This is a genomic window from Mesorhizobium sp. AR07 (assembly GCF_024746815.1).
Taxonomy (GTDB): domain Bacteria; phylum Pseudomonadota; class Alphaproteobacteria; order Rhizobiales; family Rhizobiaceae; genus Mesorhizobium.
Genome location: NZ_CP080525.1, coordinates 6,193,001 through 6,208,730, shown reverse-complemented (window position 1 = coordinate 6,208,730; position 15,730 = coordinate 6,193,001). Strand labels below are relative to the sequence as shown.

Annotated in this window: 13 protein-coding genes; 9 read left to right on the top strand and 4 right to left on the bottom strand. The window is 65.0% G+C overall.

The annotated features are described in order from the left end of the window. Positions 1-44: 44 nt before the first annotated feature. Positions 45-905 (bottom strand): MurR/RpiR family transcriptional regulator, encoded by an 861-nt coding sequence (locus BPNPMPFG_RS30605; protein WP_258592280.1) that lies wholly within the window; start codon positions 903-905, stop codon positions 45-47. 141 nt (positions 906-1,046) lie between these two features. On the opposite strand from BPNPMPFG_RS30605, the gene murA reads away from it, so the two are divergent. The 9 genes from murA (at position 1,047) to BPNPMPFG_RS30560 (ending at position 11,819) form a co-directional block, all read left to right on the top strand. Then, complete coding sequence (murA, locus tag BPNPMPFG_RS30600) at positions 1,047-2,303, top strand: UDP-N-acetylglucosamine 1-carboxyvinyltransferase (protein WP_258592279.1); 1,257 nt, start codon at positions 1,047-1,049, stop codon at positions 2,301-2,303. Next, positions 2,300-3,181: a glucosamine kinase nucleotide-binding domain-containing protein gene (locus BPNPMPFG_RS30595; RefSeq protein ID WP_258592278.1), complete on the top strand. Its 882-nt coding sequence runs from the start codon at positions 2,300-2,302 to the stop codon at positions 3,179-3,181. Before murA ends, BPNPMPFG_RS30595 begins: the two co-directional genes overlap by 4 nt. 178 nt (positions 3,182-3,359) lie before the next feature. Beyond that, a complete protein-coding gene (gene murQ, locus BPNPMPFG_RS30590; RefSeq protein WP_258592277.1) occupies positions 3,360-4,286 on the top strand; it encodes an N-acetylmuramic acid 6-phosphate etherase in 927 nt (308 codons plus the stop codon). A 173-nt stretch (positions 4,287-4,459) separates the two neighbouring features. Next, a complete protein-coding gene (locus BPNPMPFG_RS30585) occupies positions 4,460-5,974 on the top strand; it encodes an ABC transporter substrate-binding protein (protein WP_258592276.1) in 1,515 nt (504 codons plus the stop codon). 34 nt (positions 5,975-6,008) lie between these two features. After that, the gene (locus BPNPMPFG_RS30580) at positions 6,009-6,968 is read left to right on the top strand and encodes an ABC transporter permease (RefSeq protein WP_258592275.1); all 960 of its coding nucleotides are present in this window, start codon (positions 6,009-6,011) and stop codon (positions 6,966-6,968) included. Continuing rightward, positions 6,968-7,807: an ABC transporter permease gene (locus BPNPMPFG_RS30575; RefSeq protein WP_258596995.1), complete on the top strand. Its 840-nt coding sequence runs from the start codon at positions 6,968-6,970 to the stop codon at positions 7,805-7,807. The genes BPNPMPFG_RS30580 and BPNPMPFG_RS30575 overlap by 1 nt, the downstream gene beginning before the upstream one ends. Further along, positions 7,804-9,552, top strand: a complete 1,749-nt coding sequence (locus tag BPNPMPFG_RS30570) for an ABC transporter ATP-binding protein (protein WP_258592274.1) — start codon at positions 7,804-7,806, stop codon at positions 9,550-9,552. Before BPNPMPFG_RS30575 ends, BPNPMPFG_RS30570 begins: the two co-directional genes overlap by 4 nt. Positions 9,553-9,682: 130 nt before the next feature. Beyond that, entirely contained in the window at positions 9,683-10,693 is a 1,011-nt protein-coding gene (locus BPNPMPFG_RS30565; protein ID WP_258592273.1) for a serine hydrolase domain-containing protein, read from the top strand. A 10-nt stretch (positions 10,694-10,703) separates the two neighbouring features. Further along, positions 10,704-11,819: an anhydro-N-acetylmuramic acid kinase gene (locus tag BPNPMPFG_RS30560; protein ID WP_258596993.1), complete on the top strand. Its 1,116-nt coding sequence runs from the start codon at positions 10,704-10,706 to the stop codon at positions 11,817-11,819. On the opposite strand, the gene BPNPMPFG_RS30555 is transcribed toward BPNPMPFG_RS30560, so the two are convergent. The 3 genes from BPNPMPFG_RS30555 to BPNPMPFG_RS30545 form a co-directional block, all read right to left on the bottom strand. Continuing rightward, a complete protein-coding gene (locus BPNPMPFG_RS30555) occupies positions 11,820-12,245 on the bottom strand; it encodes a GNAT family N-acetyltransferase (protein ID WP_258592272.1) in 426 nt (141 codons plus the stop codon). It abuts the gene before it with no gap. A 66-nt stretch (positions 12,246-12,311) separates the two neighbouring features. Beyond that, complete coding sequence (locus BPNPMPFG_RS30550) at positions 12,312-13,703, bottom strand: sigma-54-dependent transcriptional regulator (RefSeq protein WP_258592271.1); 1,392 nt, start codon at positions 13,701-13,703, stop codon at positions 12,312-12,314. Then, entirely contained in the window at positions 13,700-15,691 is a 1,992-nt protein-coding gene (locus BPNPMPFG_RS30545; protein WP_258592270.1) for a sensor histidine kinase, read from the bottom strand. Before BPNPMPFG_RS30545 ends, BPNPMPFG_RS30550 begins: the two co-directional genes overlap by 4 nt. Positions 15,692-15,730 lie beyond the last annotated feature (39 nt).

The window sequence follows — 15,730 nt, the reverse complement described above, 5'->3', positions numbered from 1 at the left end:
TCGGAAAGTCGAGGGCCGCCAGCATACCCTCGAAGCAAGATCGGCTACGGGGACCGCTCGGCCTTCAGCACCGAAACCGCCATTTCGCTGTTGTGGACATACTCGTTGGCATCCGGCTGCTTCTGCACCAGCAGGATGAACAAAAGGTCGGTCAGCGCCAGTTGCGCGTCGCGCGCGGTGATCGATGACGAGCGCGCGCGCTCCTCGTCGGCGATGGTGTAGAGGCGGATGTCGGCGACGCGGCTCAGCGGATTGTCGTGCAGGCCGGTGACGGCGATCACGGTCGTGCCGCGCTTGCGGGCAAGCTCGGCGATGCGCAAGGTTTCGATGCTGGCGCCGGAATAAGAGAGCGCGAACAGCACGTCGCCAGGCCCGAGCGTCGAGACATTGGCCATCTGGATGTGGCTGTCGCTGTCATGCAGGACATTGCGGCCGAGCTTCATCAGCTTGTAGGAGAAATCGCGCGCCACCAGCGAGGAGGCGCCGACGCCGACCAGATGGATGCGGCGCGCGCCATCGAGCAGTTCCAGCGCCCTGGAGATGATCCGCTCGCTGTTGGCGGCAACCGTCTGCTGCACCGACAGAAGCTTGCTGCCTATCAGCTTCTTCAAAATGACCTGGTAGCTGTCGCCGACCTCGATCGAACCGTGGATCACGCCGGCCGGTACTTGCCATTCCTGCGCCTTGGCCTCGCTGACGGCGAGCTTCAGCTCCTGGTAGCTGGCATAGCCGAGTTTCTGGCTGAACTTGACGACGCTCGACTGGCTGCGGCCGATCTCGGCCGCGAGAGCCGCGGTCGACAGGCGCAGCATCTGGTCGGGATTGTCGACGATGTACTGGCCGATCTCCCGATCGCCAGGCGCCATGCCGTCGAGCTTCGCATTGATCCTGTTCAGAACGGACACGGGATTCCCTCGCGCTTTTCAGGCCCGCAAGCCGCACAGCCAACTGGCTGGTCGCTGCTGAGGAATAAATTATTCCAATTCTGATTGACAGCCAAGAACGCACAATTAATTCTCGAACCTCATCACACAAGGTTTCAGCGCATGGACAGATTGCGGATCGTCGGCGGACACAGATTGGAAGGCGCGGTCACCATATCCGGCGCCAAGAACGCCGCTTTGCCGCAGATCGCGGCCGCCCTGCTCAGCCCCTTCCCGCTCGAACTGACCAACCTGCCTGATGTGACCGATGTCGAAAACATGCTCGGCGTGATGCGGCTTCATGGCGCCGAGGTGACGCGATCGGCCCATGCCGCGACGATCGACACCAGCGCCGCCGTTTCCAAGGAGACGTCCTACGACACGGTGAGAAAGATGCGGGCAACGGTGCTCGTCCTGGCGCCGCTGCTCGCCCGCTTCGGTCATGCGCGGGTTTCGCTGCCGGGCGGCTGCGCGATCGGCGCGCGGCCGGTCGACATGCATGTCGCGGCACTCGCGGCACTGGGCGCCCGGATCGTCATCGAAAACGGCTCGATCGTCGCATCAGTGCCGAACGGGCTGACCGGCACGCGCATCGTCTTGAGTTCGCCATCGGTCGGAGCAACGGAGACCGCCATGATGGCGGCGACCACGGCCAAGGGCGAAACCGAAATCCTCAACGCGGCGCGCGAGCCCGAAGTGGCGGACCTTGCAGCCTGTCTCATCGCCATGGGCGCGCGCATCGAGGGCGCCGGCACGCACCGCATCCTGATCGCCGGCGACACGGGCTGGCATGCGGCCAGGCACGACATCATCCCGGACCGGATCGAGGCCGGCACCTATGCCATCGCCGCCGCTATCACTGGCGGCCAGCTTGAGCTGACGCATGCCCGGCTCGAACACATGGCCTCGGTGGTGCAACTGCTGGAAGCCACCGGCGTCAGCGTCTGGCCGGGCGATCGCGGGCTCATCGTGTCGCGCGACCGGCCGCTCAAGGCTGTCGACCTCACGACGGAACCCTATCCGGGGTTTCCGACCGATCTTCAGGCACAGTTCATGGCGCTGATGTGTTGTGCGGAGGGCGCATCGCTGCTGCGTGAAACCATCTTCGAGAACCGCTTCATGCATGTTCCCGAATTGATGCGGCTCGGCGCCAACATCAAGCTGCAGGGCACCACGGCGCTGGTGCGTGGCGGCGAGACATTGCATGGCGCGCCAGTAATGGCCACCGACCTGCGCGCCTCGGTGTCGTTGGTGCTGGCGGCGCTGGTGTGCGAGGGCGAGACGATCATCAACCGAGTCTATCACCTCGACCGAGGCTATGAGCAGCTGGACCGCAAGCTGCGCCTGTGCGGCGCCGACATCGAGCGGCTGAGCGCATGAACAGTGGCGCTGATTATTTTCTCGGTGTCGATGGCGGCGGCACCGGTTGCCGGGCCCGCATCGAGGATGCGGACGGAACCGTGCTGGGACAGGGTCTGTCAGGCCCCGCGACAACGCGGCTTGGCATCGACGCGGCCTGGGCTTCCATTGCGAAAGCTTTTGGCGCGGCGATCGAGGAGGCAGGTTTCGGACCGGCCGAGACTGCCCGGATTAGTGCCGGCATCGGCCTTGCCGGCATCGGCCGCAAGGGTGCGCTGGAGGCGCTACGGGCGATCGCGCATCCGTTTGCCAGCATCGATTTCGTCAGCGACGGGGTCGGCGCCTGCCTTGGCGCCCATTCCGGCCAGGACGGCGCCATCGTCATCGCCGGCACCGGTTCGATCGGCCTTGGCTTCGTCGAGGGTCGCGACCTGCGCGTCGGCGGTTACGGCTTTCCGATCTCCGATGAGGGCAGCGGTGCCGACCTTGGACTGAAGGCCGTGCAGCTGGCGTTGCGCGCGCATGACGGCCGGCATGAGCGGACAGCACTGCTGGCGGAGGTGATGCAGCGCTTCGAAGGCGATCCGATGGAAGCGGTCGCCTGGATGGACCGCGCCAGCGCCACGGACTATGCGGCGCTGGCGCCGATGGTGATGCGCCATGCCGACCAGGGCGATCCGGTCGGACGGCGCATCGTGCAAAGTGCGGCCGAGCAGATCGATACGCTGGTGCGGGTGCTGTTTGAACAAGGCGCGCCGCGCGTGACCTTGCTGGGCGGCCTGTCCAGCCCGCTCGAGCCTTGGCTTGCTCCCGACGTCCGGCGTCGGCTGAAACCCGCTGACAGCGACGCCGTCTCAGGTGCGATCATCCTGGCCAAAAGGTTTTTTGGCGGGCGATAGCGCCCTGCCTGAGGGAATAATATATTCCATATTCCGGTTGACGGTGCGAATATAAAATTCTAAAAAGTTAACAAAAGAAAACAGGGGTAACGACAACGGCCTCATGGTCCGTGTGCGCCGGCGCCGGCCGGGGAGCCATGCTCGACGCCGGCCGTGCGGCACGATTTGAAAGCAAGAGATGACCGAACAAGGGTTGATGTCTGAGCTGGACCGGCTGGTTTCCGAAGGCCGAAACCCGAGGACGATGGACATCGACCTGCTGCCGACCATCGACGTCTTGCGCAAGATCAACGACGAAGACAAAGCTGTTCCAGTGGCGGTCGAAAAGGTCGTCCCGGAAATCGCCGCCGCGGTGGACCGTATCGTGCTTGCCTTCCAGAAAGGCGCGCGGCTGATCTATATCGGCGCCGGCACCAGCGGCCGGCTCGGGGTTCTCGACGCTTCGGAGTGTCCGCCGACTTTCGGCGTGCCCGAAGGCATGGTCGTCGGCCTGATCGCCGGCGGTTCCGACGCCCTGGTGCGGTCGACGGAAGGCGCCGAGGATGATCCGAAAATGGGTGCCAAGGCATTGCAGGAGATCGGGCTTACATCGGACGATGTGGTGGTCGGCATCGCGGTCAGCGGGCGCACACCCTATGTCATCGGCGGGTTGAACTATGCCAGGCAGGTGGGCGCAACGACGGTCGCACTGTCCTGCAATCCTTCATCGACCATCGCTGGCATCGCCGACATTGCCATCTCGCCGGTTGTGGGGCCCGAGGTGCTCACCGGCTCGACCCGGCTGAAGTCGGGAACCGCGCAGAAGCTGGTGCTCAACATGCTGACCACCGCCAGCATGATCCGCATCGGCAAGAGCTACCAGAACCTGATGGTCGACCTCAACCCCTCCAACAAGAAGCTTGTCGCCAGGGCGACCAGGATCGTCATGCAGACCACCGGCTGCGCGGCGCAACAGGCCAAACAGGTTCTCGCCCAGACCGGCAACGACGTGAAGCTGGCGATCCTGATGACGATCACCGGCATGGGCGTCGAGGAGGCGCGCACGGCTCTCGGCAAGGCCGGAGGCTTCCTGCGAAAGGCGATCAGCGACAGGACGGCAGCATGAAGCCGCATGACATGACGGCGTGAAGGACGCCGCATGGGACAAGACGGCAAAGCCGCATGGGACAAGACGGTGTGAAGCCGCATAGACTGGGCCGATACTCCAAAGCATGTGTGTCTTGGAAGCGGTCCGCAGAAACTGCAAGGCATCAAGTTCAATCACAATGGGAGACGAGAATGGTTCACCTCATAAGAAAGCTGCTGTCAGGCATCACGCTGGCCGCGATACTCGGCCTGACGACGGTCTCGACGCAGGCGGCAACGCTGCACATGGCCTGGGCGCAGGACGCCACCGGGCTCGACCCGCACAAACAGACGGCCTTTTCGTCGCTGCGGCTGCTGGAGCTGATCTATGAGCCGCTGGTGCGGGTCGACGCCAGCCTGCAGATCATCCCTGCCATCGCCACGTCCTGGGAATTCTCCAAGGACGGCAAGGAACTGACCTTCAAGCTCGATCCCAAGGCGAAATTCCAGGACGGCACCGCTGTGACCTCGGCCGACGTCAAGGCCTCGTTCGAGCGCATCCTCGACGAGAAGACGGGGGCGGCCGCCCGCGCCAATTTCCTGTCGATCGCCAGCATCGACACGCCGGATGCGGCCACCGTCGTATTTCATCTGTCGCAGCCGGACGCGCCGATCCTGACGGCGATGAGCGACGTCAACGCGGCCATCGTTCCGGCGAGCGAAATAAAGGCCGGCTCGATCGGCACCAAGGCGGTCGGCTCCGGCCCGTTCAAGCTCGACAAATGGGATCCCAACGCCAAGGAGGTGCTTGTAACCAACAAGGACTGGGCCGGCGGCCCGACCGGCGTCGACGGCATCGAGATCAGCGTGCTTCCCGACGAAGCGGCGATCCTGGCCGCCATGCGCACCAAGCAGATCGATTTCGCGCTGCTCAACGATCCGCTTGTCGCCACGCTCGTGCCAAAGGAAGCCAGCCTGCAACTCAACCGGGTGCCGGTGCTCGCCTATAACGTGCTGCAGCTCAATCCGTCGCGCAAGCCGATGACGGAGCTCAAGGTGCGCCAGGCCATCTCCTGCGCCATCGACCGGCAGGAGGTGCTGGACACCGCCGCGCTCGGCGAAGGCAAGGTCACCGGACCGCTGACCATTCCGGCCCTGGCGACCGATCCGAGCCAGCTGTTCTGCTACAAGCGTGACGTCGAAAAGGCCAAGAAGCTGATGACCGAGGCCGGCTATGCCGAAGGTTTTTCGGCGACCGTGATCGGCGCCACCGGCGAGCCGCCGACGGCGGCGGCGGAAGCCCAGGTCATCCAGTCGCAGCTGGCCGAAATCGGCGTCAAGCTCGACATCAAGATGATGGAGCTCAACGTCTATGTCGACGCCTGGCTGAAAGGCGATTTCGACATGGCGATCGCGCTCAACGGCGGCCGAGCCGACCCCTACACCACGTACAACCGCTACTGGACCAAGGCAGGCAATTTGCAGAAGGTGGCGAACTATATCGACGATACGCTCGACAGCCTGATGCAGAAGGGCCGCGCCGAGACCGACCCGGCGAAACGCAAGGTGATCTTCGCCGAGTTCGAGAAGCACCTCGCCGAAATGTCGCCGTGGATCTGGCTCTACACCTCGTACAGCTATACGGCCCAGCAGAAGAACATAGCCGGGTTCGTGCCGACGCCGACGGGAACGCTGTTCAGCCTGAGCAAGGTTACCATCCAGCAGTAACCGCCGCCGGCATTGGACGAGAGGACTTCTTCGCGTGAACTATCTGATGCGACGACTGGCGACGTTTCCTCTCGTCCTGCTTGGCGTGTCCATCCTGGTCTTCGTGGCGATCCGGATGGTGCCGGGCGATTCGATCACGGCGATGCTGGGGACCGAAGCCGGTCTGCTGACCCCGGCGCAACGCGACTCGCTCGCCGCCTATTTCGGCATCGACCAGCCCTGGTTCATCCAGTACTGGCGCTGGATAGGCGGCATGCTGCACGGCAATCTCGGCATCTCGGTCACCTATGGCAGGCCGGTGCTCGACGTCATCCTCGAACGCTTCCCGCTGACGCTCGAGCTGGCTGTGCTGTCGATGATCATCGCGCTCGCGGTCGGCATGCCGGCAGGGATCTTTGCCGCCACACACAATGAGAAACTATCGGATCTCGGTGTGCGCATCGCCGCCATGATCGGCCAGTCGACGCCGAGTTTCGTGCTTGGCCTGCTGATCATCTACACGCTGTCGGCCGGCTTTGGCGTGTTGCCGGCGATGGGCGAATTCGCGCCGCTCTGGCAGGATCCCTTGCGCAATCTCAGCCAGCTGATCCTGCCAGCCATCACGCTCGGCTTCGCCTTCGCCGCCTCGGTCACCCGCATATCGCGCTCGGCGATGCTCGACGTGCTGAGCGACGACTATGTCCGGACCGCGCGCAGCAAGGGCGCCTCGGCGCGCAGCGTCATCTGGCGGCACGCTTTGCCCAATGCGCTGATCCCCGTCGTCACCTTGAGCGGCATCGAATTCGGCTATCTCTTGGGCGGCGCTGTCATCGTCGAGCAGATCTATGCCCTGCCCGGCCTCGGGCGCATGGTGCTCGACGCGATCCTGCAGCGCGACTACGCGCTGGTGCAAGGCAGCGTGCTGTTCATCGCCTTCAACTTCATGATCATCAATCTCCTGGTCGACCTCGCTTATGTCGCGCTCGACCCGCGCATCCGGCTGGGCGAGCAATGATGCGCATCCTGCGCGCCATCTTCGGACACGGCAGTGGCCGCATCGGCGGCATCATCGTCGGCGTCTATCTGCTGATCGCCATCCTCGGCATGCTGGGGCTGACGCCGCACAATCCCATCACGCAGTACCGGGTCGACCGGCTGCACGCGCCCAACGGCGCCTACTGGATGGGCACCGACCTGTTCGGCCGCGACGTGGCCAGCCGGCTGATGGCGGGCGTTGGGCAGTCTTTCACGGTTGCCTTCTTTTCGGTCGCCTTCGCGACGCTTGCCGGCACGGTTCTAGGGCTAGCCGCCGCCTGGCTCGGACGCCGCTGGGACGGCATCGTGATGCGGATCATGGATGTGCTGCTGGCCTTCCCGGCAATCCTGTTGGCGCTGCTCATCGTCACCGTCGCCGGGCCGGGTACATGGACCAGCGTCGTTGCCATCGGCATCGTCTACACGCCGATCTTCACCCGCGTGGTGCGCGGCCCCGCTCTGTCGCTCAAGACACGCGAGTTCGTCGATGCCGCGCGCACCTTCGGCAGCAGTTCGAGCTACATCGTGACGCGGCATTTGCTGCTCAATCTGGTGGCGCCGTTGACCGTCCAGGTGACGCTGGCCCTGGCCTGGGCACTGCTGACGGAAGCGGGCCTGAGTTTCCTGGGGCTCGGTACGCAGCCGCCCGCCGCATCGCTCGGCCTGATGCTGAGCGACAGTCGCAATCTGATGGAGACAGCGCCCTGGCTGATGATCTTCCCCGGGTTGGCGATCATGATCAGCATTCTCGGCTTCAACCTGCTCGGCGACGCCTTGCGCGACATCCTCGACCCCAGGATGCGGAGAGCGCCGGCATGACCCCGCTGCTGTCCGTGCGTGATCTGCGCGTCGGCTTCGGCCGCAACCCGCAAGCCAATGAGGTGGTGCGCGGTGTCAGCTTCGACCTCGCCGATGGGGAAACGCTGGCCATCGTCGGCGAAAGCGGCTCCGGAAAATCCGTCACCGCGTTGTCGATCAACCGACTCATCGATTTCGGCGGCGGCCGCATCACCGGCGGCACTATTGCGCTGAAGCGGGCCGACGGCAGCCTCTTCGACCTGATGGCCGCGACCGAACCGCAACTGACCGGCATTCGCGGCGCCGAAATCGGCATGATCTTCCAGGAACCGATGACCTCGCTCAACCCGGTGCTGACCATCGGCACGCAGATCGAGGAATCGTTTCGGCTGCACCGGGGCCTAACTGGCAGGCAAGCCACGGCGGCGGCCAAGGATGCGCTTGACCGGGTGCGCATTCCCGATGCGGCACGGCGGCTGAAATACACGCCGAACCAATTGTCTGGCGGCATGCTGCAACGGGTGATGATCGCCATTGCGCTTGCCTGCAATCCGCGCCTGCTGATCGCCGATGAGCCGACGACGGCGCTCGACGTCACGGTGCAGGCGCAGATCATGGCGCTGCTGGCGGAACTGAAGCGGGAAACCGGCATGTCGATGATCTTCATCACCCACGACATCGGCCTGGTTGCCGGCATCGCCGACAAAGTGATGGTGATGCAGAACGGGCAGGCCGTCGAGCAAGGTGAGCTGAGCCAGATCCTCGACCGTCCGCAACATCCCTACACGCAGCACCTGCTGCACGCCGTGCCGCATTTCGCCAACGGCCGCGCGACGCGCGTGGACGGCCAGCGCGACAAGGATGGAAGTACGGAACCAGCCTTGAAGGTCGACGACCTTGTGGTGCGGTTTCCCCTGAAAAGCAGTTTCTTCAGCCGCGCCACCGGCGCGGTGCATGCCGTCGATGGCGTCGATTTCGACCTGATGCCAGGCGAAACACTTGCCATCGTCGGCGAGAGCGGTTCGGGCAAATCCACGACCGCGCGCGCCGTCCTGGGGCTGGTGCGCTCGACGCGCGGCAGCTTCTCGGTCGGCGCCCGAAAGGCTTCGGCCGCGCAGAGCGCCCTGCCCGTGCAGATGGTGTTCCAGAACCCCTATGCGTCGCTCAACCCAAGGCTCAGCATCGAGAGCATTCTGGCCGAGCCGGTGATCGCTACCGGCGGCCGGGTGAATGCTGAAACGCGGGCCAGGATGGCAAGCCTGCTGGAACGCGTCGGCCTGCCAAAGAACAGCCTGGAGCGCTATCCGCACGAGTTCTCCGGCGGCCAGCGGCAAAGGCTGTGCATTGCGCGCGCGCTGATGCTCAACCCGTCCGTCGTCGTTCTGGATGAAGCGGTTTCGGCGCTTGACGTCTCGGTGCAGGCCAAGGTGCTGGAGCTGCTGGTCGACCTGCAGCGCGAGTTCGGGCTGGCCTACCTGTTCATCTCGCACGACATGGCGGTCGTCGAGCGGATCGCGCACCGGATCGCCGTCATCTATGCCGGCCAGATCGTCGAGATCGGCGACGCGACCTCGGTGCTGTCGAAGCCAAAACATTCCTATACGAAGAAGCTCATCGCCGCCGTTCCGACCATCGACCGGCGCCACGAACATTTCGAGCTCGACACGCGCCAGGTTCCCTCGCTGGTCCGCCCGCAGGGGTTTGAACCGGCTCCGGCGAGTTGGGAGCAGTTTGGGCGGGATCATATGGCGAGGGCGGAAGGGTGAGCGCGGTAGCACCCCCCTCTGGCTTGGAGAAGAAGGCGTCGAAGCCGACGCTGCCAATCTCCCCCCTTGAGGTGGAGATGTCCGGCAGGACAGAGGGGGGCGCGAAGGATCGCCAACTTTCGAGCGGAGGATGGCATTGAGCGACCTCGCCCAGGTCTTCGATCGCGCGTTCCAACCGCTCGCGGCGGCGGTCGCCGCCAAGCGCATCCCCGGCGGCATGCTCGGCATTGTCGACAGACATGGCGAACGCACCGTCAGGGCGGTCGGCTCCGCGCAACTCGTGCCAAAGCCGCGCGCCATGCGGGACCAGACCTGGTTCGACCTGGCGTCATTGACCAAGGTCATCTTCACGACACCGCGCATCCTGGCGCTGGCGGAAGACGGTGTCATCGATCTCGATGCGCCCCTGATCTCCGCCCTGCCGGACCTTCGCCAGTATGATGCAGAGGCTTGGGAACGGAAGGTGACCTTCCGCCAGTGTCTCGGCCACCAGACAGCGTTTCCGGCCGTCGAGCCGATCTACACCTATGGGCGCGACCCCGAGCTGCTGCGCGCTTTCATCCTGCAGCGCGAATGGCGGGCCTGCGAGCCTGTCTATTCCGACATCAACTTCATCCTGCTCGGCTTTGCGCTGGAGCGACTGTCGGGAAAGACGATCAGAGACATGGATCCCGGCCCCGGCTTCGCTTTCTCCGCCGAGCCGGATGCGGCAGCGGCGACCGAGGACTGCACCTGGCGCCATCGCGTGCTGTCCGGCGAAGTCCACGACGACAATTGCTCGGCGTTGCAAGGATCGGGGCATGCCGGTCTGTTCGGAACAGCAGCTTCCGTCCTCGATTTCGCTCAAGGGCTGTTGGATGGCACCGGCGCTTCCGAGCGTTCGATCGCGCTGATGCGCACGCCCCTGTCCGCGACACGCACCCACGGCTGGGAGCGCCCCTATGAAGGCTGGTCCGGCGGAAGATTGTGCAGCCCGGGAACCATTGGCCACACCGGCTTTACCGGCACCGGGCTGTGGATCGATTTCGACAGAGGCAAGGCCTGGACCTTGCTCACCAACCGGATCCATCCGACACGTCATTTCGACAGCGGCATCGTTTCGCTTCGGCAGGAAGTCGGCGATCTCGTCAATGGACTCTAGGAGCTAGATGATGGAACCAATCTGGGCCGTCGGCCTGATGACCGGCACCGTGCTTGACGGCAATATCGACGTCGCGCTGATCAAGACCGATGGCGAGCGCATCGACGATTTCGGCACCTATCGGCTGATGCCCTATCCGCAGTCGATCCGCTCCCTGCTGGAAGAGACACTGAAAGAGGCAAGAGCCTGGAATTTCACCGGGCCGGAGCCGGCGATCTTTCGCAAGGCCGAGGAAGCCCTGACGCGTGCCCAGTCGGCGGCGGTGAAGGAGCTGGTCGAAGGCCATGGCATGACGATGGCCAACATCGGCGTCGTCGGCTTTCACGGCCAGACCGTTCTGCATCGCGCGCCGCAAATCGGTCGGCTCGGCCAGACAAGGCAGCTCGGCGACGGCGAACTGATGCACGCCCTATTGGGCACCAAGGTCGCCTACGATTTCCGCTCGGCCGACATGCGCGCCGGCGGGCAAGGCGCGCCGCTGTCGGCCGCCTACCACGCCGCGCTGATGCGCAACGCAGGCGCCAACGGCGACATGGCGGTGCTCAATCTCGGTGGCGTCGCCAACATCACCTGGTGGGATGGCGCCGACAATTTCGTCGCCTTCGACACAGGGCCGGCGAACGCGCCGCTGAACGACTTCATCAAGTCGAAGGGGCTGGGAGAAATGGACCGCGACGGCGCGCTCGGCCGCGCGGGAACGGTCGACGAGGCACGGCTCGCCAAGCTGTTGCAACATCCTTATCTCACAAAACCCTATCCGAAATCGCTGGACCGTTTCGACTTCGGCGCCGCGATGGCGGACGGCCTGAACGCCGAGGACGGTGCGGCGCTGTTGACCGCCTTCACCACTGCTGCCGTCGGCAAGGCGCTCGACCTTCTGCCGCGCCGGCCCAAGAAACTCGTGGTCAGCGGTGGTGGCCGCCACAACCCGACGATGATGGCAATGCTCGCCAGCCGCGCCGGCGTCGAGGTGGTGCAGGCGGAAAGCCTCGGCTGGAGCGGCGACGCCGTGGAGGCCGAATGCTTTGCCTTTCTCGCGGTTCGCGTGCTGAGGGGCCTGCCGATCAGCTTCCCGAGCACGACCGGCGCGCCGCAGCCGATGCGCGGTGGAAAGCTCGCCGGTTGATCACGCAGCCAGTTTCTTCTGGAGAAAAATACGGCTGCGGCCGACAGGGAAGTCGGCAAGCGCGCCAAAAGGCCGATAACCTTGGCGCTCATAGACCTTGGCGGCGTTCGGATTGAAGGTATCGATCCAGGCATTCCGGCAGCCGCGCGCCATGGCTTCCTGTTCGGCCGCATCCAGCATCTTGCCGGCCATATGCTGGCCGCGCAGCCTTTCGTCGACCCACAGCCACTGCACGTAAAGCCAGCCCCAGGCGGTATAGCCAGAGATGCCGGCGACGACCGCGCCATCCTCGTCGCGCATGAACACCGCCAGGGCCTTTCTTTCGGAAGCACCGACATCACCGTCGTTGAACGCCGTCAGCCGTTCGCTGAGAAAGGCGAGGTCTTCCGGCAGGGGATTTGCTGTCGTTTCAAGTGTCGTGTTCATGGCTCTTTCCGAGATGCGCAGATGACTGGGAACGCAGCGTTACGAGGGGCACGGCGCTCGTGCAATTTATGTCTGGCCATGAACAAGGTGCGGATCCGCATCGCCGCCATTGCGAAATTCGGACGCGACAATGCCGTAGCGCTTGAGCTTGTCGTAGAAGGTCTTGCGCGGCACGCCGAGCGCGTCGATGGCGCTGCGCACATCGCCACCGTGATCGCGCAGCGCGTCACGGATGAGTTGCGCCTCGTAGTGGCCGACCCGTTCGGGCAGCGTTGCCGCAAGCTCTGGCAATTGCGCCGGAACCGCCTTCGTCTCGCCGTCCGGGCCGAGACCGAGGGCGACACGGTCGGCGAAATGGGCGAGTTCGCGGACATTGCCCGGCCAGGCATGCGACTGGAGATGATCGCTGACCGCGGCGTTCACCCTGGCGAGAGGCCGGCCAAACCGTTCCGAGGCCTTGCCGAGAAAATGCCCGAACAGCATCGGGATGTCGCCGGGCCGCTCGCGCAATGGCGGGATGCGCAGCGTCACCACGTTGAGGCGGAAATAGAGATCCTCGCGAAAATCGCCGCGCTGGTCCTGCCGGCCGAGATCGACCTTGGTTGCCGCGACAACCCTGAGGTCGACACGCCTGGTCTCGTTCGAGCCAAGCGGGGTGACGCTGCGCGTTTCGAGCACGCGCAGCAGCTTGACCTGAAGGGCCGGCGGCATGGATTCGATCTCGTCGAGGAACAGCGTGCCGCCGCTGGAATGCTCGATGCGGCCGATCCGTCGCCGCTGCGCGCCGGTAAACGCGCCCGCCTCGTGGCCGAACAGCTCGCTTTCTATGACGGTTTCCGGCAGGGCGCCGCAATTCAGCGCCACGAACGGTTTTGCGCGCCGCCGGCCCCATCTGTGCAGCAGGTCCGCCACCACTTCCTTGCCGGTTCCGGTCTCTCCCTCCACCAGCACGTCGACATCCATGTCGGCGATCTGCCGCAAGGTCTCTCGCAACCGCCGAATGGCTGGCGCCTCGCCGATCAGCGGCATTCCGTCGGCGGCCAGTGCGGCGGCTTCGCGCAGCCGCCGGTTCTCCATCACCAGTCGCCTCTTTTCCGTCGCCCGTTTCAGTGCCTCGACAAGCCGATCGCCGGCATAGGGTTTCGGGATGAAATCGTAGACGCCGTCCTTGAGCGCGGCCACCGCGAGATCGACATCGCCATGCCCGGTGACCAGGATCACCGGTATGTCGGGGTCGATCGCCTTGATACGATCGAACAGTTGCAGCCCGTTCATGCCGGGCATGCGGATATCGCTGACAACCACGCCCTCGAAATTCCCGTCGACAACGGCAAGCGCTGCCTCGGCAGTGTCGAGCGCGACCACGGTGAAGCCGGCAAGTTCGAGCAATTGCGTGGTGGCGTGCAGCAGGTCCGCGTCGTCGTCGACGAGCGCCACCAGCCCTGATCCCTCGGTCATTCAATTCGCCTCAGATCGATGGTGAAGGACGCGCCGCTGGCGCTGCCTGGATCGAGCCGCAACGTGCCGCCCAGCTCCTGGGCGATCTCCTGCGAGATCACCAGCCCGAGACCAAGCCCCTTCTCCTTGGTGGTCTGGAACGGCATGAACAGATTGCCGGCCGCTTCCGGACCGAGGCCGGGGCCGTTGTCGCGTACCGAAATCAGCACCCTGTCGTCACGCTCGGCGATATCGATCTCGATGCGGGCATCGGGCTGATCCTTCATCGCGTCCAGCGCGTTCTGCAACAGGTTGACCAGGATCTGCTCCAGCCGGATGCGGCTGGCCATGACCACCGGCGAGGCATTGCCGCGCGGCTTGACGATGGCCACGCCGGAATCCCGGATGCGGCCCGACAGCAACGACAGCGCGCCGTCGATCGCCTCGCGCACCGGCAATGGCGAGGCGGCGACGCCCGGCCGGCGGGCGAAGGTGCGCAGGGTGTTGGTGATCGCGCCGATGCGTTCGGTCATCGACACGATCGATGTCAGATTGCCGCTGACCGGTTCTGTTCTGCCATCGACGAGAAAGCGGCCGGCATTCTCGGCATAGGTGCGGATCGCGGCGACCGGCTGGTTGATCTCGTGCGCCACGCCGGCGGCGATCTGTCCGAGGATGGAGAGCCGGTTGGCCTGGGCGAGATCGTCGCGCAGCCGGCGGACCTTGGCTTCCGCGTTCTCGCGCTCGGTGATTTCCCCGGCAAGGGCCGTGTTGGAGCGCGTCAGCTCGGCCGTCCGCGTGCTGACCCGGCTCTCCAGTTCGGCATTCATGCGCGCCAGCGCTTCCTGCCGCAGCCGGCGCGCGCGACGGCGCCGGGTGAGCACGAAGGCAAGCAGGCCCATCAGCAGCAACCCGAGCAGCGTGGTCAGGCGCGCCGTGTTGGCGGCGGACGACAGGGCAGCGTCGGCGGGGGTGAGCAACCAGAGACGCCAGCCGGGCACCGCGCCGGGCAGATCCTGCACCACCTCGACGAACTGACGCTGCTTTCCGGAGCTGTCGATCGTCGCCAGACCGTCACCGGCACCGCGCCGCAGCGGCAGCGGTTCGAAGTCGGCATCGGCCAGCTGAAGTTGTCCGCGGGCAATGGCGGCGTCCTGCGCTGAGAGCGGCGCCAGGGCATGGAACCGCCATTCGGGCTGGCTGGTGGCCAACACAACGCCGCGTTCGTCGGTGACGAAAACAAGAAAGCCGCTGGAGCGCCAATTGGCTTCGACACCGTCGAGTTCGACCTTCAGCACCGCAACGCCAAGCGGCTTGCCGCCATCGTCGACGCGGCTGGCAAGGTAGAGGCCCGGCCGGCCGCTGATCGTGCCGAGGCCATATTGGCTGGCAGCGCCGTCGGCCATCGCTTCCTGGAAATAGTGGCGAAAATTATAGTCGATGCCGACAAAGCTCGCCGGCTCGCCGGCATTGCTGGCCGATATCGCGATGCCTGACGTGTCGATGACATAGATGGCGGACGCCGATGCATCGCCGGCAATCGCCTTGAGCTTGTCGTCAAGGGCCGCCTCTTGCGATTTTCCCGCCCGGCGCAGCGCCTCCCGCACCGCATCGTCGCGTGCCAGGACCAAGGGGACCAGGCGCTGCTTTTCGATTTCGCCGGTCAGGGTTCCCGCCGCCAGAGGCAAGGCGGCAAGTGCTGTGTCGCGCAGATTGTCGGCCGCCTGGCCGGAGGCGATGCGCCCGGCGATGGCAATCGCGCCCGCCAGAACCGCCAGGGCGATAACGGCGACAAGCCAGCGGCCGTCGCGCAGCCGGGCGACCGCCTCGCGCAGCAAGTCACGGCCGGCAAACCCTGGCGATTCGCTATCGGTGCCTGCTTGCGGCGTCTGCCCTCTCCCTTTTTCCTCGCGGCCCCTTTTTCTTCGCGGCCGCGCGGCCAGTGTAATGCGAAATTCCGCCCAGGCAAATGCTGCCTGTGCGGAAATCCGCACAAGCATTGGCCGCATGGGCTCTGATAAAGGCCGAAATGCCGGGATTCCGGCCTT